Source organism: Bradyrhizobium canariense (assembly GCF_900105125.1).
In the GTDB taxonomy this organism is placed as follows: domain Bacteria; phylum Pseudomonadota; class Alphaproteobacteria; order Rhizobiales; family Xanthobacteraceae; genus Bradyrhizobium; species Bradyrhizobium canariense_A.
Map to the genome: position 1 here is coordinate 6,306,201 of NZ_LT629750.1, position 18,393 is coordinate 6,324,593.

The 18,393-nt window shown below is 61.8% G+C and carries 21 protein-coding genes; 12 read left to right on the plus strand and 9 right to left on the minus strand.

The annotated features are described in order from the left end of the window. Positions 1–207 precede the first annotated feature (207 nt). The gene (gene carA, locus BLV09_RS29845; protein WP_100385746.1) at positions 208–1,398 is read right to left on the minus strand and encodes a glutamine-hydrolyzing carbamoyl-phosphate synthase small subunit; all 1,191 of its coding nucleotides are present in this window, start codon (positions 1,396–1,398) and stop codon (positions 208–210) included. A 159-nt stretch (positions 1,399–1,557) separates the two neighbouring features. Here carA and BLV09_RS29850 point away from each other — a divergent pair, with 159 nt between their 5' ends. The 3 genes from BLV09_RS29850 (at position 1,558) to BLV09_RS29860 (ending at position 4,586) form a co-directional block, all read left to right on the plus strand. After that, positions 1,558–2,265 (plus strand): alpha/beta fold hydrolase, encoded by a 708-nt coding sequence (locus BLV09_RS29850; protein ID WP_146689940.1) that lies wholly within the window; start codon positions 1,558–1,560, stop codon positions 2,263–2,265. Between the two features lie 73 nt (positions 2,266–2,338). Continuing rightward, on the plus strand, positions 2,339–2,794 hold the full coding sequence (locus BLV09_RS29855) for a GatB/YqeY domain-containing protein (protein ID WP_146689941.1): 456 nt from the start codon (positions 2,339–2,341) through the stop codon (positions 2,792–2,794). Positions 2,795–2,975: 181 nt separating this feature from the next. After that, positions 2,976–4,586 carry an acyl-CoA synthetase gene (locus BLV09_RS29860; RefSeq protein ID WP_146689942.1) on the plus strand — a complete coding sequence of 537 codons (1,611 nt, stop codon included), beginning with the start codon at positions 2,976–2,978 and terminating at the stop codon, positions 4,584–4,586. A gap of 128 nt (positions 4,587–4,714) precedes the next feature. Here BLV09_RS29860 and BLV09_RS29865 read toward each other — a convergent pair whose 3' ends face one another. From BLV09_RS29865 to BLV09_RS29880, 4 genes are read right to left on the minus strand one after another with little or no spacing between them, the layout of a single operon-like run. Further along, positions 4,715–5,227: an SRPBCC family protein gene (locus BLV09_RS29865; protein WP_146689943.1), complete on the minus strand. Its 513-nt coding sequence runs from the start codon at positions 5,225–5,227 to the stop codon at positions 4,715–4,717. Positions 5,228–5,235: 8 nt separating this feature from the next. Then, on the minus strand, positions 5,236–5,697 hold the full coding sequence (locus tag BLV09_RS29870; RefSeq protein ID WP_146689944.1) for an SRPBCC family protein: 462 nt from the start codon (positions 5,695–5,697) through the stop codon (positions 5,236–5,238). Further along, complete coding sequence (locus BLV09_RS29875; protein ID WP_146689945.1) at positions 5,690–6,160, minus strand: SRPBCC family protein; 471 nt, start codon at positions 6,158–6,160, stop codon at positions 5,690–5,692. The genes BLV09_RS29870 and BLV09_RS29875 overlap by 8 nt, the downstream gene beginning before the upstream one ends. Next, on the minus strand, positions 6,153–6,467 hold the full coding sequence (locus BLV09_RS29880; RefSeq protein WP_100385753.1) for an ArsR/SmtB family transcription factor: 315 nt from the start codon (positions 6,465–6,467) through the stop codon (positions 6,153–6,155). Before BLV09_RS29880 ends, BLV09_RS29875 begins: the two co-directional genes overlap by 8 nt. Positions 6,468–6,638: 171 nt before the next feature. Here BLV09_RS29880 and BLV09_RS29885 point away from each other — a divergent pair, with 171 nt between their 5' ends. Together BLV09_RS29885 and BLV09_RS29890 are read left to right on the plus strand one after the other, a co-directional pair. Continuing rightward, positions 6,639–8,051 carry an LVIVD repeat-containing protein gene (locus tag BLV09_RS29885; RefSeq protein WP_146691363.1) on the plus strand — a complete coding sequence of 471 codons (1,413 nt, stop codon included), beginning with the start codon at positions 6,639–6,641 and terminating at the stop codon, positions 8,049–8,051. A 12-nt stretch (positions 8,052–8,063) separates the two neighbouring features. Continuing rightward, entirely contained in the window at positions 8,064–8,624 is a 561-nt protein-coding gene (locus BLV09_RS29890; protein ID WP_146689946.1) for a hypothetical protein, read from the plus strand. A 59-nt stretch (positions 8,625–8,683) separates the two neighbouring features. Here BLV09_RS29890 and BLV09_RS29895 read toward each other — a convergent pair whose 3' ends face one another. Next, complete coding sequence (locus BLV09_RS29895; protein ID WP_146691364.1) at positions 8,684–8,911, minus strand: hypothetical protein; 228 nt, start codon at positions 8,909–8,911, stop codon at positions 8,684–8,686. A gap of 46 nt (positions 8,912–8,957) precedes the next feature. Then, a complete protein-coding gene (locus BLV09_RS29900; RefSeq protein ID WP_146689947.1) occupies positions 8,958–9,227 on the minus strand; it encodes a hypothetical protein in 270 nt (89 codons plus the stop codon). A 128-nt stretch (positions 9,228–9,355) separates the two neighbouring features. Here BLV09_RS29900 and BLV09_RS38275 point away from each other — a divergent pair, with 128 nt between their 5' ends. After that, a complete protein-coding gene (locus BLV09_RS38275) occupies positions 9,356–9,664 on the plus strand; it encodes a hypothetical protein (RefSeq protein WP_244548848.1) in 309 nt (102 codons plus the stop codon). A 65-nt stretch (positions 9,665–9,729) separates the two neighbouring features. Then, entirely contained in the window at positions 9,730–10,923 is a 1,194-nt protein-coding gene (locus BLV09_RS29910) for a patatin-like phospholipase family protein (RefSeq protein ID WP_100385756.1), read from the plus strand. A gap of 81 nt (positions 10,924–11,004) precedes the next feature. Here BLV09_RS29910 and BLV09_RS29915 read toward each other — a convergent pair whose 3' ends face one another. After that, positions 11,005–11,676, minus strand: a complete 672-nt coding sequence (locus BLV09_RS29915; protein WP_100385757.1) for a TetR/AcrR family transcriptional regulator — start codon at positions 11,674–11,676, stop codon at positions 11,005–11,007. A 412-nt stretch (positions 11,677–12,088) separates the two neighbouring features. Here BLV09_RS29915 and BLV09_RS29920 point away from each other — a divergent pair, with 412 nt between their 5' ends. After that, entirely contained in the window at positions 12,089–12,706 is a 618-nt protein-coding gene (locus tag BLV09_RS29920; protein ID WP_146689948.1) for a LysE family translocator, read from the plus strand. A gap of 194 nt (positions 12,707–12,900) precedes the next feature. On the opposite strand, the gene BLV09_RS29925 is transcribed toward BLV09_RS29920, so the two are convergent. Beyond that, the gene (locus BLV09_RS29925) at positions 12,901–13,704 is read right to left on the minus strand and encodes an N-formylglutamate amidohydrolase (RefSeq protein ID WP_146689949.1); all 804 of its coding nucleotides are present in this window, start codon (positions 13,702–13,704) and stop codon (positions 12,901–12,903) included. Positions 13,705–13,802: 98 nt separating this feature from the next. Here BLV09_RS29925 and BLV09_RS29930 point away from each other — a divergent pair, with 98 nt between their 5' ends. The 4 genes from BLV09_RS29930 (at position 13,803) to dnaG (ending at position 18,164) form a co-directional block, all read left to right on the plus strand. Then, on the plus strand, positions 13,803–14,693 hold the full coding sequence (locus BLV09_RS29930; protein ID WP_146691366.1) for a transglutaminase family protein: 891 nt from the start codon (positions 13,803–13,805) through the stop codon (positions 14,691–14,693). Between the two features lie 2 nt (positions 14,694–14,695). After that, positions 14,696–15,508: a transglutaminase-like domain-containing protein gene (locus BLV09_RS29935; RefSeq protein WP_146689950.1), complete on the plus strand. Its 813-nt coding sequence runs from the start codon at positions 14,696–14,698 to the stop codon at positions 15,506–15,508. Positions 15,509–15,540: 32 nt separating this feature from the next. Next, complete coding sequence (locus BLV09_RS29940; protein WP_146689951.1) at positions 15,541–15,939, plus strand: gamma-glutamylcyclotransferase family protein; 399 nt, start codon at positions 15,541–15,543, stop codon at positions 15,937–15,939. Positions 15,940–16,142: 203 nt separating this feature from the next. Then, positions 16,143–18,164 carry a DNA primase gene (dnaG, locus tag BLV09_RS29945; RefSeq protein WP_146689952.1) on the plus strand — a complete coding sequence of 674 codons (2,022 nt, stop codon included), beginning with the start codon at positions 16,143–16,145 and terminating at the stop codon, positions 18,162–18,164. Positions 18,165–18,393 lie beyond the last annotated feature (229 nt).

The following is an 18,393-nucleotide window of genomic DNA, read 5'->3' on the forward strand; positions in this document are numbered from 1 at the left end:
GCCAGAATTCCTACGTATGATGACGGACATCATATTAAACGGCGCGCAGATAGCCAGCGCTAACAAGAGAACCTCGTCATTGCGAGGAGCGAAGCGACGAAGCGATCCAGTCTTTCTCTGGACAGATATTTGGATTGCTTCGCGGAGCCTGTCATCGGGCGCGCATTCGCGCGACCCGTGGGCTCGCAATGATGGCAGGACGGGTCGCTACGCGCTCTTCTTCGCCCGCATCAGCTCCGCAAACCGCTTGAACAGGTAATGCGAGTCGCGCGGGCCGGGCGATGCTTCAGGGTGATACTGCACCGAGAATACCGGCTTGCCGTCGAGCTGGATGCCGCAATTGGAGCCGTCGAACAGCGAGATATGGGTTTGCGTCGCGCCTTTCGGCAAGGTCGCCTGATCCACGGCAAAGCCGTGGTTCATCGAGGTGATCTCCACCTTGCCGGTAGTCTCGTCCTTGACCGGATGATTGGCGCCGTGATGGCCCTGATGCATCTTTTTGGTCTTGGCGCCGACGGCGAGGCCCAGCATCTGGTGGCCGAGGCAAATACCAAAGGTTGGCGTACCCGAATCGATCACCTTGCGGATCACCGGCACCGCGTATTTGCCGGTCTCGGCGGGATCACCGGGGCCGTTGGACAGGAACACGCCGTCCGGCTTCATCGCCAGGATATCTTCGGCCGAGGTGGTCGCCGGCACCACGGTAATCTTGCAGCCTTCGCCTGAGAGCAACCGCAGGATGTTGCGCTTGATGCCGTAGTCAATGGCGACGACGTTGAATTCAGGCTCGGTCTGACGGCCGAAACCTTTTTCCCACGCCCACGGCGTTTCGTCCCAGGTGAAGCGCTGGCCTGATGTCACCATCGGCACCAGGTCCATGCCCTCGAGGCCGGGCCATTCGCGGGCTTCTTCCTTCAAGCCGTGCAGATCGAATTGACCGTCCTTGGCGTGCGCGATCACGGCATTGGGCATGCCCTTGCTGCGGATCAGCGCGGTCAGCGCGCGGGTATCGATGCCGGAAAGGCCGATGATGCCGCGCGCCTTCAGCCACAGGTCGAGATGCCGCGTGGCGCGGTAATTCGAGGGATCGGTGATGGCGCTGCGCAGGATCACGCCGCGCGCGCCCGGCGTTGCCGCCATGTTCACCGTCTCGATATCTTCGTCGTTGGTGCCGACGTTACCGATATGCGGGAAGGTGAAGGTGATGAGCTGGCCGGCATAGGAGGGATCGGTGAGGATCTCCTCATACCCGGTCATCGCGGTGTTGAAGCAGACCTCGCCGACGGCGTGGCCTTCCGCGCCGAGGCCGAAGCCTTCCAGCACGGTGCCATCGGCCAGCACAAGGAGCGCGGTCGGCTTGTGGTCCGGCCAAGCGGCGTCGTTTCCAGATGTTGTCATGAGCGCATTACATAATCGTCGCATGCGCGCGCGTCAAAGCCTTAAAGCCGCCGATTCACACGCCAAATGCGCATATTTGACAGGCGGGAAGAGGTTTTTAATCTGCGGTTCCCGCAATCAGCCGATTTTCACCCATTCTCCCAATTAAGGAAGCCGAGCATGGACCATGCGATGCCGATTTTGCTCGTTCCGGGCCTGACCTGTTCGGCGCGAATCTACGCGCCGGTGATGCCGCTGCTGTGGCGGTTCGGGCCGGTGACGGTCGCTAACCATATCCGCGACGACACTATGGGCGCGATTGCGCGGCGGATTTTGGCCGAAGCGCCGCCGCGCTTTGCGTTGGCCGGGCACTCGATGGGCGGTTACATCGCGTTCGAGATCATGCGGCAGGCGCCGGAGCGGGTGGCGAAGCTGGCGCTGATCAACACCCAGGCGCGGCCGGACGCCAGTGAAGCCAGCGCCAGGCGCCGCGCGCTGATGGCGCGTGCCCGCGATGGCGGCCTGCACGACATCGTCGACGAAATGCTCCCGCTCCTGGTGCATCCCGCGCGCGTCCATGAACCGGCCTTGCGAACGCTCTTCCACGACATGGCCGATGATGTCGGGGTGGCGGGCTTCATCAATCATCAGACCGCGATCATGGCGCGGGCGGATTCGCAGCCGACCATGGCGGCGATCAAATGTCCGACCCTGGTGCTGACGGGCGATCAGGACATGCTGATCCCCAATAGCCTGTCGAAGGAAATGGCCGAGGGTATCGAAGGCGCGAAGCTGGTCATCCTGCCCGATTGCGGCCATTGCCCGCAGCCCGAGAAGCCGGAGGTGACGACCGAGGTCCTGGTCGAATGGCTAGGAAACCAGAACTAATGTTGTTTCGATGGCGCGAACGGCCTAGATCAGGTGTTTGAAGCGGTTTGAGGACTGCACAGAGGACAGAAAAATGCTGCGCGACGACATCAACAATGCGGTCAAGGAAGCGATGAAGGCAAAGGCGGAGCGCAAGCTTTCCACGCTGCGCATGGTCAATTCGACCATCAAGAATGCCGACATCGATGCACGCGGCCAGGGCAAGCCGCCGCTCAGCGACGGCGACCTCCTGGGCGTGCTGCAGAAGATGATCAAGCAGCGCCAGGAATCCGTCGAGCTCTATGACAAGGGCGGCCGCGCCGAACTGGCCGCGCAGGAGCGCGAGGAGATCGCGATCATTTCAGCCTATCTGCCGAAGCAGATGTCGGAGGCCGACGTGCAGGCGGCGATATCGGCTGTCATCGCCGAGACCAACGCCGCCGGCATCAAGGACATGGGCAAGGTGATCGGTGCGCTGAAGGCGAAATATGCCGGGCAAATGGATTTCGGCAAGGCCAGCGGCTTGGTGAAGGCCGCACTGGCGGGGTGAGTTTTGTGGTTCTTCCCTCTCCCCTTGTGGGAGAGGGGGCCGAGCGAGGCGGGTGAGGGGTAAGGTCCATCCGTATCGCGCGAACCCCTCACCCGCCTCAATCCCGCTTCGCGCGATTGCGCCACCCTCTCCCAGGGGGGAGAGGATTTGTACCGTGACGGCGATGCGCTAATCTCACGACATGCTCACCGAAGCTGCAACCTACGACGAACTCTATCGCGGCTTTCGCTGGGATATTCCGGCGCGCTTCAACATCGCAACTGCGTGCTGCGACTGTCACGCCGATGGTTCCAACCGGCTGGCGCTGATCTATGTCGATGAAGACGGCGCTGCGACCCGCACGTCGTTCGATGAGGTCAGTGACTTTTCCCGCCGCTTTGCCAATGTGCTGAAAGCCGATGGTCTTGCGCGCGGCGACCGCGTCGCGGTGTTTCTGTCGCAATCGCTGGAGTTGCCGATCGCGCACATGGCGGCGTTCCGTTCCGGCCTGGTGTCGATTCCGCTGTTTGCCCTGTTCGGCGAGGACGCGCTGGAGTTTCGGCTGTCGAATTCCGGCGCCAGGGCCATCGTCACCGATGAGAGCGGCTGGGAGAAGCTGGCAAAAATCCGCGACCGGCTTCCGGATCTCAGGAATATCTATGTCATCGGCGAGCGTGTGCCCACCGGCACCAAGCCGTTCTGGTCCTCGCTCAAGGCGGCGTCGGCGGAATTTGCCACGGTCGATACGTCGGCCGAGGATCCGGCGCTGATCATCTACACCTCGGGCACGACCGGTAACCCGAAGGGCGCGCTGCACGCGCATCGCGTGGTGCTCGGCCATCTGCCCAATGTCGAGATGTGCCACGATTTCCTGCCCAAGCCCGGCGATCTGATGTGGACGCCGGCGGACTGGGCCTGGATCGGCGGCCTCATCAACGCGCTTCTTGCGGCCTGGTATCACGGCGTGCCGATCGTCGGTCACCGCGCCCGCAAGTTCGAACCGCAAGCGGCGATGCAGATGATGGCCGATTACGGCATTCGCAACGTGTTCCTGCCGCCGACCGCGCTGAAACTGATGCGGCAGGCCAACGTCACGCACGCGGGCGTCAAACTGCGCAGCATCTTCACCGGCGGTGAATCGCTGGGCGGCGAATTGCTGGACTGGGTGCGCGCCACCTTCGGCATCGATGCCCACGAGGTGTTTGGGCAAACCGAATGCAATCTCGTGGTCGGCAGCAATTCGAATCTGTTTCCGATCAGACCCGGCTCCATGGGCAAGGCGACGCCCGGCTTCGACGTGCGGATCATCAACGAGAAGGGCGAGGAATTGCCGCGCGGTGAACGCGGCATCATCGGCGTGCGGCAGCCGAACCCGTGCACCATGATCGAATATTGGCGCAACGCGGAAGCGACGGCGAAGAAATATGCCGGTGAATTTCTGCTCACCGGCGATCTCGGCATCCAGGATGAGGACGGCTATTTCTGGTATGTCAGCCGCGAGGACGACGTGATCACCACGGCCGGCTACCGCGTCGGGCCGTCGGAGATCGAACACACGCTGATGAAGCATCCGGCGGTGGCGATGTCGGCAGTAGTCGGAATTCCGGATCCGATCCGCACCGAATCGATCAAGGCGTGGATCGTGCTGCGTCCGGGCTTTGCGCCCAGCGATGCGCTGGCGCGCGAGATCCAGGATTTTGTGAAGGTGCAACTCGCCGCCCACGAATATCCGCGCTTCGTGCAGTTTGCGGAGTCCCTGCCGCTGACCGCGACCGGCAAGGTATTGCGGCGTGAGTTGCGGGCGCTGGGGTGATAAGCGCGCAGCGCTGTCATTCCGGGATGCGCGAAGCGCAGATCCGGAATTCGGAGATTGTGGCGCGAGATTCCGGGTTCGCGCTGACGCGCGCCCCGGAATGACGATCGGGACGACGAGAGCGATAATTACGGCGTCCCGATCCCCAATTTCTTCAGCGCCTCCAGCATCCGCGCTGGCGGCTCCATCTTGATCACTAGCGCCTCGCCGGTTTCCAGCAGGCTCTTCAGGCTGGAGAGGATCGCGGGCCAGCCCTGACGGCCGCCGGAGAGAATGTCGTCGTCGATCGGCCGGTCATGCGCTTCGGTCATCGTCAGCTTCACGGCGTTGCCAGCCTGCTCGATTTCGTAAGTCACAAGTGTCGGCCCGAGCTTTTCGATCAGCGCCGGCCAGTTGACGTTAAAGGTGATCGTGAGCTTGCGCGGTGGATCGCATTCGATCACCTGACCGCTGATGTGCAGCGAACCATCCGGCGCGCGGACGACGTACGCGCCGCCGATCTTCAGATCAACCCCGACCGCGTTGCCGAAAAAATATTTCCGGCTGAACTCCGCCGACGTCAGCGCCTCCCACACCTTCTCGGGCGTGGCGGCGATGTAGATGACATAGACGGTCATCGGCTTGAAGCTGTCGATATTCATCGCAACCCTCAGCTTTCGGATTTCATCGCAGCGTAGGGAATATCAAGCGGCTTTCCTGTTTCCAGGATGCTCTTGAGACCCGACAGAATGGCGGGCCATCCCTTGGAGATTCCCAATAAGAATTTACTGTCTTCGGCAAAACCTTCATGCGTCAGCGTCAGCTTGACGAGCTTGCCATAGGGCTCGATCACGAACGTCGCAAGCGCGGGAAGTTCGCCTCTGTACTCGTCCGACAAATTCACGAACGTGTAAGCCAGCCGTCGCGGCGGGTCGTACTCGACAACTTTGCCGGCATCGGAAACGGTGCCGTCGCTTCGCACCATCTCGAATGCCGAACCGACCTTCCAGTCCGACCGCAACCGTACACCGAACCAGTAACGTTCGGTGAAGTCGCCATTGGTCAGCGCCTCCCACAATTTTTCAGGCGAGGTCTCGATATAGGTGACGTAGATGAATTCAGGCTTACGCATCGGCCTTCTCCCTGGCGGCAGCCGTCGGAGGATCGAGCATCAAGGCGTGCCCGGTCTCGAGCAGGCTCTTCAGGCTCGCCAAAACCATCGGCCAGCCGCCGGAGATATCGCGCAGCGTCTTGCCGCCTTCTTCCAGATTGTCGTGCGTCACCGTCAATTTGACGATTTTGCCGCGCGGCTCCAGGTCGAAGGTGACGCGGGATACGCGCTCGCGCTTCGCCTCGGGCGAACATGGGTTCCAGCTATAGACAAGCCGTTTCGGCGGATCGAGTTCGAGCACGTGGCCCTCGACACTATCAGCGCCTTGCCTGGCGAAGTGATAAGGCGATCCGGGCTTCCAGTCCGAGGCAACGCGATAGCCGAACCAATAGCGCTCGGTGAAGTCGCCGTCGGTGAGGGCTTGCCAGAGTTTCTCGGCCGATGTCTCGATGTAGGTGACATAGACGAATTCCGGTTTACTCATCACGCTTCTCCAGTTGCCGTTTCAATTCGCTGAGTGCGGTGAGCTTGCCGCGCTCGAATTTCTTGATCCACCGCTCGCCGATCTGATGGATCGGCACCGGGTTGAGGTAATGCAGCTTCTCGCGGCCATGCTTGAACGTGGTGACGAGATTGGCCTCTTCGAGAATCCCGAGATGCTTGGTGACGGCCTGCCGTGTCATGGCGAGGCCGTCGCAAAGTTCGTTCAGCGTCTGTCCGTTCTTGAGATGAAGCCTGTCCAGCAGCGACCGTCGCGATGCATCGGCCAGCGCTTTGAAGACCTCATCCATGGCAAGATTCCATGAGAGGGATAATAGGCAACCAAATGGTTGCATGTCAAGAGCGTGTGTTTGCAACCGGGGCGGACATGGGTATCGTCGCGGCCAGCCAACGAAGATTGGCTTTGAACAGTGGGGTGGAAGAAGATGAAGTGCCGGGGCTTCCTGATCGCTTTTTTCTCAATGGTTTTCGTCACGTGTTGCGGGCATGCGCAGGCGCAGCAACAGGTGATCGGCGCGCCGCCGGAAGCGTCGAACATGAAGCTGGTCGGCGGCAATGATCTGCAGGCGCGCAGCGCCTATCAGCCGACCATCCATCATCAGGGCGACCGCTGGATCGCCTATATCGGCCATCACGGCGGCACCGACGATATTCCCGATCCGGTCAATCCGATGACGGGCAAGGCCGAGCCGAACGGCACCTCGATCGTCGATGTCACCGATCCCGCCCATCCCAAATATCTGCATCACATTCCCGGACAGGAAGGAAAATATGAGTCGGGCGGTGCGCAGATGGTGCGCGTTTGCGATGGCAAGACCCTGCCGAAAGGTGATCCCAATGCGGTCTATATGCTGCGCGCGGTTGGCAGCGAAGGGCATGAGATCTGGAATGTCGCCGATCCCGCCAATCCTGTTCTGGTGACCCATATTGGCGAGGGCTTGAAGGACACCCACAAGAATTTTTGGGAATGTGACACCGGCATCGCCTATCTGGTGTCGGGTGCACCTGATTGGCGCACGCGCCGCATGACGCAGGTCTATGACCTCAGCGATCCCGCGCATCCGGTCAAAATCCGCGATTTCGGCCTGCCCGGCCAGGAGCCCGGCTCGACCGGCGCGGTGCCGACCGAACTGCACGGCATGATCTCGACCGGGCCCAAGGGCAACCGGATCTATTTCGGCTACGGCACCGACAAGGGCGGCTTCCTGCAGATCGTTGATCGCGACAAGCTGATCAATGGGCCGAAGGAGCCGACGCCGGACAACCTTCGTTTTCCGGAGATATCGCGGATGCCGATGTCGGCCTTCAACGGCGCCCACACCACGTTTCCGATGCTGAACATGCCGATCGCCGAATTCGCCAAGGACAAGGACGGCAAGACCCGCGACATCGTGATGATCGTCGATGAGGCGATCCAGAATGAATGCGGCGAGCCGAGGCAAATGGTGTGGTTTGCCGACGTCACGACCGAGACCCGGCCGATGATGATTTCGAGCTACACGGTGCCGGAAGCGAGCGGCTCGTTCTGCGAACGCGGTGGGCGGTTCGGCTCGCATTCTTCCAACGAAAGCATGGCGCCGGTCTACTACAAGAAGATGGCGTTCATCGCCTTCTTCAATGCCGGCGTCCGCGCGCTCGACATTCGCGATCCCTATCACCCCAAGGAAGTCGGCTATTTCATTCCGTCGATCACAGCGGCCACCGACAAACGCTGCGTCACCATCGACGGCAAGGACCGCTGCAAGGTCGCGATCCAGACCAACAATGTCGAGACCGACGACCGCGGCTACATCTATATCGTCGACCGCGCCAATACCGGCTTGCACATCCTCGAGCTCACTGGTGATGCGCGCGCCGCCGCGGGTCTGCCCTGAGGGCCTTGAGCCATGCGCCGTTGGCCCGCCATCCTGATTGCGGCTTTAGCGTTTGGCGCGGTGTCGGGCGTTGCGGCTTATCAAAAAGTGCGGCCGCCCCAAGGCGAGGGTATCCACGGAACCGCCTGGCGTGAGATCGCGTGGCCGTTTCCGCGCGATGGCTGGCCGGCGGGCCGTGCATTTCATTGCGGCGCGGAGTCATGCGGCGAAGAAGTCGAACTTTACGCGCGGCCGAAGATCGGCTTCTGCAATTGTGACAGCGGCGTCGCTGATGATGACGAGGTCGACCGCGTCGCCGATCTCGATCTGATGAGCCAACGCTTCGTTCCGCTCGAGGCGGGTGAGGTGATCCGGATCGGCGGCATGTCCGGACGAGCGCGGGGCTACGATCTCACGATGCCCGATGGCTCGACGCATACCGCCGTTGGTTTCGCTTTGTCGCGACGCTGCGACCTCATGGTGGCGGTTGTGCAGGGCAAGGGATCCGCGGCCGGCGTTCAGCGGGTCGCGCGGGATTTTCTCGGCTCGGACGACATGACGCGCTGGATGATTGCTGCGTTGAATGGCGGCTAGGTTCGCGATCCGTCCTATCAGCCGTCATGCCCGGGCTTGTCCCGAGCATCCACGTCTTTTTATTGCCCGTGGCTGACCAGCACGTAGCGGCACGCGGAAGTCAACTTTTGACGATTTTCCTTGAGGCAAGCCAGAATGGTAAAGTCGCCCTGATCCATCAGTTTGCGGCAGAAACGCTGGACGTCGCGCATGCACGCCTTCTCCTCCTGGTCCGTGCCGCCATGGGCAAGCGCGCCAGTCGGAATCGGGACAGACAACAGGAAGAGCGCCACCAAGAATTTGTGCATCGTGTTCATTTCCTTAGATTTCACCATGGAGGGGGCGACATGCCGTTCATTCCATCACCATCGCATGGTCGTTTCCTGCCGACGCGGCTGACCGGCGAAGCAGCAACACCAGAGGTACCGCGGCAAGCGAGAGAACCATCATCAGTTTGAAATCGTCGATATAGCTGATGATGGAAGCCTGCATCTGCACGACCTGGTCGAGCGCCGCGCGTCCGCTCGCGGTCCACGGACTCCATGCCTGCAGCACGGAGCTGTTGTTGAACGCGTGATTGACCGCCGTGACGGCTGCGGCGTTGCAAGCGCCCGGGCTTGGCAATGGCCGACCGTAACCCCCGCACTTTAAGACCAACTTTACGAACGGTGCTTATACCGCTGGTTAAAATAAAAACCACACTGTATCGTTTACATAATCCAAATCCGGGAAGCTGACAAGGACCATGGTGGATGACGAAATACGAAACCGGCGGTGTGGAACTAACGCGGGAATCGGGTGGTCCCAATTCGGGAGCCGACGATCCAGCGGAAGCGACGCCGTCGCTCGCGCCCGGCGATCGGGTCCGAATGAGTGCATGGGGACGTGCGCGTCACCCCAGATACGGTGATCGCCAGGGCCTTATCGTCGGACAGGGATCCCCGAGCAGTTGGCGGGTCAAGTTCGACGGACGAAGACGTATCCAGGCCATTCACCGTGACTACCTGGAGAAAGTGGAGCGATCCGGCATTGGCACCTTGGGACAATCCGGCATCGAATAAATTTTCCAGATGTGCGGGCGGCCTTCACGGCAAAGCCGCGTCGTTGAGCGGAGCAGGTAATCGTCATGCGTTGTTTTCGTCGGCCGTTGGTGCTGCCATTCGCCATTCTGGCCGCAATGATCATGCTTGCCGGCTGCAGTTCGCTTCCGCGCACACCGTACACCGTGTCCGATGCGGCATCCTCGACGGTGTTGGATCTTGGCGAACTGCGCAGATATGCTGACGAGCCGGCATCGACATTTCTCAAAACAAATCTGAGTTCTCGCTCCGGGCCTCTCAGCTATCTTGCCTTGTCGGGAGGCGGCGCCGATGGCGCCTACGGTGCGGGTGTGCTGAATGGCTGGACCGCAGCGGGGACGCGTCCTGAATTTTCAGTCGTCTCGGGCGTGAGCACGGGCGCTCTGATCGCACCATTTGCATTTCTCGGCCCTGCCTACGATGCCACGTTGAGGGACATTTATACCAGCGGCATCGCTGAAAGCCTGCTCAATACGCCAAACATCGTGCACGCTCTTTTCGGATCCGGCCTGTTTGGAAATACGCACCTGCGCGAGCTCGTAGCCCGATATGTCGGCCAGGACATGCTTGCGGCCATCGCGGCCGAAGACGCCAAGGGCAGAAGGCTTCTCATCGTGACGACCAATCTCGATACGCAGCGAACGGTGATCTGGGATATGGGTCGCATCGCCAGGATCGGATCCGCCCAGGCGCTGGATTTGTTCAGGGATGTCCTGGCCGCGTCCGCAAGTATCCCGGTGGTTTTCCCGCCGATGTTGATCGAGGCGGAAGCGAACGGACATCGCTTCCAGGAGATGCATGTGGATGGCGGCGTGACGGCGCCGGTCCTGACGTTGCCGGAAGCGTTCCTGTTGCGAAACGGAGCGTTCGCCAGGGGTCTGCGCATGAACATCTACGTCCTGGTAAACGATAAGGTCGAGCGGGACTTTCAGCTGGTGCCGAACAGTACCATCGACATCGCGGCGCGCGCTTCTGCTTCCGTCACGAAAACGCAAATCCGTTCGGTGCTCTACGAGACTTATGACTTCGCCCGCCGCAACAACTTCGGATTCAATCTGACTTACGTCGACAAAGATATTCCCTCGCCAGGCTCGTTCGGTTTTGATACGGGCTATATGCGTTCGCTTTATCAATACGGATATGACAAGGCCAGAACCGGTGATTTCTGGGCGAAGGCGCCGCCATCGGACGATTTCCTACAGAATGGCCTTCGCTACCGAAGATCAGCCACGTTGCAGTGAAAGGCGAGACCAGCAGTGATCGTGGCGAAGCGTCGTGCGCTAACGTTCACGCGTCCGCGCAAAGCTGGATGCAGGCGGACCTCAGCGAGCTCTCACGCCATCCAGGAAGAGATTGACGGCAGCTTCTCTCCGCTGCTCCTGAATCTTCGAGCGGATTGCGATACCGTGGAGAATCTGGCGCTCGGAGGTACTCAGCACAAGGCTGAGGAACAGGTCGGCTGCGATGGTGGGGTCGGCTATCCTGATCTGACCGCGGGCGGCGAACTGCTCAAGCAGGATGGCGATGGCCCGAACCGCGCGCAGCCAACCCTCTTCATAGGCGAGCTTTGCCAGCTCCGGAAACTGCACCGCCTGCGCCGCAAGCGTTCGCCGCAGCATAATCACCTCAGGCGTCAAAGCGTGGGCCAGCACGTGCCGGCTAAGATCGTGCAGCGTCGTTTCGATGCCCTTGGGGCTGAGCATCGCGGCCTCGGCCGCGGCCGATAGCGGAGCGAGACAGCGTTGAATCGTGGCGCGCAGGACCGCCGTGAACAGATCGCGCTTGTCATGATAACGCGCATAGACGGTCGGCTTGCTCACGCCGGCCGTTTCCGCGACCGCATCGATCGACGTGCAATCAAAACCTCGCTCCATGAACAGCTTTGTCGCGACGTCGAGCAGGCGCGCATCACGCCGCACCGCCGCTTCGCGTGTGGGACGGCCGCCGGCCCCCCGCGGGGCAGGACGCGTCGCAACAATTCCTTCCTTCGCCATCCAAAGCCTCTTGTCAGCGTGCTGAAGTTGGATTATGTAAACGATACAGTATAGTTTTTAGTATAACCAGCTATGACGTTCTTCGTAACACGAGTCCCAAAGCGCCGGATACCGCGCCCGTTGCAGAACCGTTAGCGCCGGCGATTATCCCCCCGTCCCAGGAGCGGTCGCCCGCGCGAGAGCCGCCGAGCAGCCGCCTCGGCGGCTCTCAAGCCGTCCATATGGCGACGCTATTGCACCTCTTCATCCCGGCCCGAATTCGCGGAGACTGTGCTTTGGACGGCGCGAAGCGTCGATCCGAGTGGTCATTCTCGCGACCCTTTCCCACAAGGAAACAGGTTGGAGGGCGATCTTCTCTTGCGATACCATCGTGCCTCGTCGAACAGCCATTCGGATGCACGCGAGTCCCCACATGTCCCTTCAAGCCTATCTCGCCTTTGTCGCTGCCTGTATTGCGCTCGCTTTGCTGCCGGGACCAATCGTGACGCTGGTGATCGCCAATGGTCTGCGGCACGGCACCCGCGCGGCGTTCATCAACATCGCCGGTGCGCAGGCTGGCCTTGCGATCGTGATCGGCGTCGTCGCCATCGGGCTGACCTCGCTGATGGCGACCATGGGCTACTGGTTCGACTGGGTGCGCTTTGCCGGCGCCGCCTATCTGGTCTGGCTTGGCATCAAGCTCATTCGCTTTCCGGTCGAAGGCGTCAGTACCGATGAGCCGCCGGCTCCGCCACGCGGCGGATTTTTCCTGCAGGGATTTCTGGTGCTGCTCTCCAATCCCAAGGTGCTGGTGTTCTTCGGTGCGTTCATTCCGCAGTTCATGGACATGAACAAGGATCATGTCTCGCAGGTCGCGCTGCTCGGCGTCACCTTCATGGTGATCGCGGCGATGACAGACGGCATGTACGCGCTGCTGTCCGGCCGGGCCCGGTTGATCTTCTCGGCACGGCGGACGCGGCTGCTGTCGCGGGTATCCGGCGGCTTCATGATCGGCGGCGGCATCTGGCTCGCGCTGACGCGGGCGCGCTAGCTGAGGCCGCATTTGGAGTGAGCTCTCGCGGCACGCGCATCTCGGCTCTCTCCCTCCTTGCGGGGGAGAGGTGGAGAGGGGGTATCACGAACGCTGATATTTGCGGCCTACCCCCCTCCCTAACCCTCCCCCGCAAGGGGGGAGGGAAGGAGACACCGGGCCTGTGCCTTGCAAGTAAACTACCTGCAACTAAACTAAATCAGCCGCTCCGCGCGCAGCGTTACTTCGATCTCGCCTAAAATCCGCGCCAGCCGCTCGGCCCATTGCTGCTGGCCGGCCTGATCGGAAATCAGGTCCTGGCGAATCTCGATGCCGGAGTTCATCAGGCTGCGCGCCTCGCCGTGAACCGGGATAGTGTAATCGGTCTCGTCGCTCACGGCATAAGGTTCGTTATCGCCGACCACGAGATCGGCCTCGCGGCGCAGATGTTTCAGCAGCAGCGGCGGCAGCCGGGTATCGCGGTGATAAAGCGTGCCGATATGCCAGGGCCTGGAGATCCCGGCATAGACAGGCGTGAAACTATGCAGCGACACCAGCACCGTCGGCGTGCCCTGATGCAATCGCCGGTCGATGATCTCGTCGATGCGCCGGTGATAGGGCTCGAAAATCTGTCGGCGCCGCGCCTCGGCCGCGTCGCGCGCGATGCCTTCATTGCCGGGAATCGTGGTGGCTTCGCTGATGATCGGGATCGAGCTCGCCGCGGACGGCGGGCGATTGCAGTCGATGACGAGCCGCGAATAACGCTGCGCGACCAGATGCGCGTCCAGATGTTTCGACAGCGTCTCGGCGACGCCGGCGATGCCGATATCCCAAGCGATGTGACGCGTCAGCTCGCGCTCGGGCAGGCCGAGATCGCTGAGCACGCGCGGAATTAGTCGGCCGTAATGGTCACATGTGAGCAGAAACGGCGAATGTCCTTCGGCATTATATTCGTGAATCGGTGGAACCTCCGCGTCGCCGAGGAGTAGGGGTGTGTCGCTGACGCTGTTCAAAACCATTCCTTCAAACGTTGCCTATCGAAGCAGCATATCTGCTTAGAAATGAGCAATGACCGGTATAGATTAGATCGCCCGAATTTACGATGATTGCTCCGACGATGCCGCTACTGACGATCCATCACAAGACCGAATATCGCTATACGCACAACGTGGCGTTCGGCGAACACCGCGTCATGCTGCGCCCGCGCGACAGCCACGATCTGCGCGTGCTGTCGAGCGAGCTCGAGATCGCGCCGAAGCCGGCGTCGCTGCGCTGGATCCATGACGTGTTCGGCAACAGCGTCGCGATCGCGACCTTCGAAGAGCGGGCGGACCGATTGTCGATCGTCAGCACCGCGACGATCGAGCACAGCCCGGCGGAAGAGTTCGCGCTGACCGCCGATGATCCGGCCTATTTCTATCCGTTCGTCTATGACGACGAGGAATTTCCCGACCTCGTTCAATTCATCACGCCGCAATATGGCGATCCCAATGGCGAGCTGTCGGCATGGGCGCGCAAGTTTCTCGATGCCGAAGGCGCGACGCCGACCTTCAATATCCTCAGCGGCATCACCCATGGCATCCGCAACGAATTTACCTATCGCAAGCGACATGAGCACGGCACCCAGCATCCGCTCGATACGCTGCAGACGGGATCGGGCACCTGCCGCGACTTTGCGCTGTTCATGATCGAGGCGCTGCGGCGGCTCGGCATCGCCGCGCGCTTCGTGTCGGGCTACATCTTCATTCCCGGCGATCGCGCCCATGGCTATGTCGGCGGCGGCAATACCCACGCCTGGGTGCAGGTCTATCTGCCGAGCGCCGGCTGGATCGAGTTCGATCCCACCAACGGCATCATCGGTACCCGCGATCTCATTCGCGTGGCGGTGGCGCGCGATCCGCGCCAGGCCATTCCGCTGCACGGGACGTATCTCGGTTCGGCCGACGCCTTCGTCGGCATGGACGTCAGCATCAATGTCGTCTCGGCTTCCGAGGACGCGGGGGTCTGATCATGGAAATCAGGGTAGGCTTCGAGATCACCTACGCGGCGGTGCAGCCGACGCCGATGGTGACGATGCTCAACATCCATCCGTCGCGGTTCGCCGACATCGTCGGCACCGAGAGCATCGTCACTGAACCAAACGTGCCGATCGGTTTTTACCGTGACAGCTTTGGCAATGTGTGCGGTCGGCTGGTGGCGCCGGCCGGCGGCGTCACCTTGCGCGGCAGCGCGCTGGTGCGCGATAGCGGATTGCCTGATGGGGTGATGCCGACCGCGCAGCAGCTTCCGATCGATCAGCTGCCGGATGACTTGCTGCAATACCTGATGCCGAGCCGCTATTGCGAAACCGACAAGCTCACCGATATCGCCTGGTCGCTATTCGCTGGCACGCCGCCCGGCTGGGCGCGGGTGCAGGCCATCGTCGATTTCGTGCACCACCACGTCACCTTCGGCTATCAGCACGCCCATCACATGAAGTCGGCGCATGACGTCTACGAGCAGCGCGCCGGCGTCTGCCGCGACTTCGCGCATCTGGCGCTGACGTTCTGCCGCTGCATGAACATCCCGGCGCGCTATTGCACCGGCTATCTCGGCGATATCGGCGTTCCCAAGGATCCCGCGCCGATGGATTTTTCGGGCTGGTTTCAGGTCTATCTGTCCGGCCAGTGGTACACCTTCGATGCGCGCCACAACCATCCGCGCATCGGCCGCATCCTGATGGGCACCGGCCGCGACGCCGCCGACGTGGCGCTGACCACGAGCTTTGGCCGGATGGACCTGGTCAAGTTTTTCGTCGTCAGCGACGAGGTCGTGACGGCTTGATCCGTTCTGCGCTGGCGGGCTAACAAGGCCGCATGAACTCCGATCGTCTCTTCGTCTACGGCACGCTGATGCGTAACTTCGCTCATCCGATGGCGCAGTTGTTGTCGCGCAGCGCCGATTTTCTCGGCGAGGCGCGCTGCCAGGGCCGGCTCTATCTGGTGAAGCATTATCCCGGGCTGGTGTTGTCGGATGACCCCACCGACGTCGTGCTCGGAGAGTTGTACCGGCTCAGGCAGCCCGACGAATTGCTGCGCGAGTTCGATATGTACGAGGCCTGCGGCGAGGGTTTCAAGGAGCTCACCGAGTATGTCCGGCAGATGCTGAAGCTGACGCTGGCCGACGGCACCGCCAGCGAGGCCTGGACCTACATCTATAACTGGCCGGTCGCGCATTTGCCGCGGATCGCGTCCGGGCGGTTCATGGAGAAGTGACTGGTACGGTCATTCCGGGGCATCGCGCAGCGATGAACCCGGAATCTCGCACCTCATCTCGAGATTCCGGGTTCGCCCTTCGGGCGCCCCGGAATGACGAGGCCTGTGAATAGCCGGGAGAAGGCGAATAATGTTCGCGTTTTGAGCCGTGCGCCCTATATCGATGGTCGGTTGTCACTCGCCTGGACCAAACCACAAACCACATGCGCTTTACGCCTCAATTTCTCGAAGAACTGCGCGCCCGGCTTCTGGTTTCGGAAGTCGTGGGCCGCCGCGTGAAATTGAAGAAGGCGGGGCGGGAGTGGAAGGGGCTGTCACCGTTCCAGCAGGAAAAGACGCCGTCCTTCACGGTCAACGACCAGAAGCAGTTTTACCACGACTTCTCGACCGGCAAGCACGGCAACATCTTCGACTTCGTGATGGAGACCGAGGGCGTCTCGTTCCCCGAAGCCGTCGAGCGGCTGGCTTCGATGGCGGGGCTGGCGCTGCCGGCGGTGACGCCGGATGCCGCGCGGCACGAGCAGCGCCGCAAGACGCTGTATGACGTGATGGAACTCGCCGCGAAGTTCTTCGCCGACACGCTGGCCTCGCGCGACGGCGCCAAAGCGCGCGGCTATCTCGGCGACCGCGCGATCTCGCCGGCGACGCAAGTGCAGTTCCGCATCGGCTATGCCCCCAGCAATCAGCAGAACCGTTTCGCGCTGAAGGAATATCTCGGCGGCCATGGCATTCCGGTCGAGGACATGGTCGAGGCCGGGCTGCTGATCGCCGGCGACGACATCCCCGTGCCCTACGATCGCTTCCGCGACCGCGTGATGTTTCCGATCACGGACGTGCGCGGCAGGGTCATCGCGTTCGGCGGCCGTGCGCTGGAAAAGGACGTCCCGGCGAAATATCTGAACTCGCCGGAAACCCCGCTGTTTCACAAGGGCGACAATCTCTACAATCTCGCGACCGCGCGGCAGGCGGCGCATGACGGCGCCTCGCTGGTGGTGGTCGAAGGCTATGTCGACGTCATCGCGATGGTGACGACGGGCTTTGCCGCCAGCGTCGCGCCGCTCGGCACGGCATTGACCGAAAACCAGCTCGCGCTGCTGTGGAAGATGGCGGACGAGCCGATCCTGTGCTTCGACGGCGACCGCGCCGGGCAGAAGGCGGCGTATCGCGCCGCCGACCTGGCGCTGCCGCATCTCAAGCCCGGCAAGAGTTTGCGCTTTGCGCTGCTGCCCGAAGGCCAGGACCCGGACGATCTCGCGCGTTCCGGCGGCCGCGGCGCGATCGAGGAAGTGATCGGAGCGGCGCGCGGGCTGGCCGATATGATCTGGTCACGCGAAATCGAAGGCGGCTCTTACGCGACGCCGGAGCGGCGCGCGGCGCTGGAAGCGCGGATCGGCGAACTCACCAACGGCGTCCGCGACGAAGTGGTGCGGCGCTATTACCGCCAGGATCTCGCCGAGCGCCTGCAGCGCATGTTCGCGCCGGAAACCGGGCGCGGCGGATACACCAAAGGCAATTACCGGGGTGGGGCGGGGGGCGAATCAGGCCGCCGTTTTCAGCCCCGCGGCCCCGGCGGAGGCGGCCGGTTCGAACCCCGCGGCGGACGCGGGCAGGGGATAACTCCGGCCGCGGCCTTGGGCGCGGGACCCTATCAGGCGTCGAGCCCGCAACTGGCCTTGAGCCCGATCATGCGCGGCCAGCGCAGTTCGATCTCCCGCCGCGAGGCCCTGATCCTGCAATCCCTGATTAACCACCCCTGGCTATTGCACGACCATCTGGAAGAGGTCGCGGCGCTGGAATTGGCCCATCCCGAAGCCCACAAGCTGCGGGCCGGGATCATCGCCGCCTTCGCCCATGATCATCACCACAGTGCCGAGCCCTCCGAGCAGAGCGAGAAAATGCGCGCCGATCTCGATCGTGGCGGATTTTCTCAATTTCTTCAAAGGGTTGAACGGTCGATCACGACCCACGCGGTGTGGGGCGCGCAGCCCGGCGCGGCGCGCGAGGACGTTCTTTCCACCTGGCACCAGCTGGTATCCTTGCATCATCAATGGCACTCCTTACTTAGGGAATTGAAAGATGCCGAGCTGGCTTTGGGCGACAATGGCAGCGAGGCTAATTTGACGTGGCTGCGTGACGTCAAGGCCAGGATGGCCGAAGTTGATGGCACCGAGGCACTGATCGAGGGGTTCGGCGAGTCTTCAGGCCGGTTCCAGCGCAGCGTCTGATTAAAAAATGCTGCGGACGGCCCGGGCCGGAACCGCGAAAAGACTCGCCAAACCCATGGTTTGGCTGCAAAAACAGGGTTAATGGACGCTTAAGAGGTCTGTAGCATTTTCCGTCGAAGTGGGGGAACGGTTCGCCGTTAGAAAATCCGTCAAATAAAAATGGCGCGTGTTCTAATTGCAAAACCGATATTCACTTTTGCGGAATACGCACAGGGCCAAGAGGTCATAG

What these genes read in the sequence shown, in the direction of transcription:
- BLV09_RS29940 (WP_146689951.1), top strand. Translation starts at nt 15,541, where the DNA reads ATGAACTCCGATCGTCTCTTCGTCTACGGCACGCTGATGCGTAACTTC.
- BLV09_RS29920 (WP_146689948.1), top strand. Translation starts at nt 12,089, where the DNA reads ATGTCCCTTCAAGCCTATCTCGCCTTTGTCGCTGCCTGTATTGCGCTC.
- BLV09_RS29885 (WP_146691363.1), top strand. Translation starts at nt 6,639, where the DNA reads ATGGTTTTCGTCACGTGTTGCGGGCATGCGCAGGCGCAGCAACAGGTG.
- BLV09_RS29850 (WP_146689940.1), top strand. Translation starts at nt 1,558, where the DNA reads ATGGACCATGCGATGCCGATTTTGCTCGTTCCGGGCCTGACCTGTTCG.
- BLV09_RS29880 (WP_100385753.1), bottom strand. Translation starts at nt 6,467, where the DNA reads ATGGATGAGGTCTTCAAAGCGCTGGCCGATGCATCGCGACGGTCGCTG.
- BLV09_RS29935 (WP_146689950.1), top strand. Translation starts at nt 14,696, where the DNA reads ATGGAAATCAGGGTAGGCTTCGAGATCACCTACGCGGCGGTGCAGCCG.
- BLV09_RS29860 (WP_146689942.1), top strand. Translation starts at nt 2,976, where the DNA reads ATGCTCACCGAAGCTGCAACCTACGACGAACTCTATCGCGGCTTTCGC.
- BLV09_RS29925 (WP_146689949.1), bottom strand. Translation starts at nt 13,704, where the DNA reads ATGGTTTTGAACAGCGTCAGCGACACACCCCTACTCCTCGGCGACGCG.
- BLV09_RS38275 (WP_244548848.1), top strand. Translation starts at nt 9,356, where the DNA reads ATGACGAAATACGAAACCGGCGGTGTGGAACTAACGCGGGAATCGGGT.
- BLV09_RS29915 (WP_100385757.1), bottom strand. Translation starts at nt 11,676, where the DNA reads ATGGCGAAGGAAGGAATTGTTGCGACGCGTCCTGCCCCGCGGGGGGCC.
- BLV09_RS29875 (WP_146689945.1), bottom strand. Translation starts at nt 6,160, where the DNA reads ATGAGTAAACCGGAATTCGTCTATGTCACCTACATCGAGACATCGGCC.
- BLV09_RS29855 (WP_146689941.1), top strand. Translation starts at nt 2,339, where the DNA reads ATGCTGCGCGACGACATCAACAATGCGGTCAAGGAAGCGATGAAGGCA.
- BLV09_RS29895 (WP_146691364.1), bottom strand. Translation starts at nt 8,911, where the DNA reads ATGCACAAATTCTTGGTGGCGCTCTTCCTGTTGTCTGTCCCGATTCCG.
- BLV09_RS29890 (WP_146689946.1), top strand. Translation starts at nt 8,064, where the DNA reads ATGCGCCGTTGGCCCGCCATCCTGATTGCGGCTTTAGCGTTTGGCGCG.
- BLV09_RS29870 (WP_146689944.1), bottom strand. Translation starts at nt 5,697, where the DNA reads ATGCGTAAGCCTGAATTCATCTACGTCACCTATATCGAGACCTCGCCT.
- dnaG (WP_146689952.1), top strand. Translation starts at nt 16,143, where the DNA reads ATGCGCTTTACGCCTCAATTTCTCGAAGAACTGCGCGCCCGGCTTCTG.
- BLV09_RS29930 (WP_146691366.1), top strand. Translation starts at nt 13,803, where the DNA reads ATGCCGCTACTGACGATCCATCACAAGACCGAATATCGCTATACGCAC.
- carA (WP_100385746.1), bottom strand. Translation starts at nt 1,398, where the DNA reads ATGACAACATCTGGAAACGACGCCGCTTGGCCGGACCACAAGCCGACC.
- BLV09_RS29865 (WP_146689943.1), bottom strand. Translation starts at nt 5,227, where the DNA reads ATGAATATCGACAGCTTCAAGCCGATGACCGTCTATGTCATCTACATC.
- BLV09_RS29910 (WP_100385756.1), top strand. Translation starts at nt 9,730, where the DNA reads ATGCGTTGTTTTCGTCGGCCGTTGGTGCTGCCATTCGCCATTCTGGCC.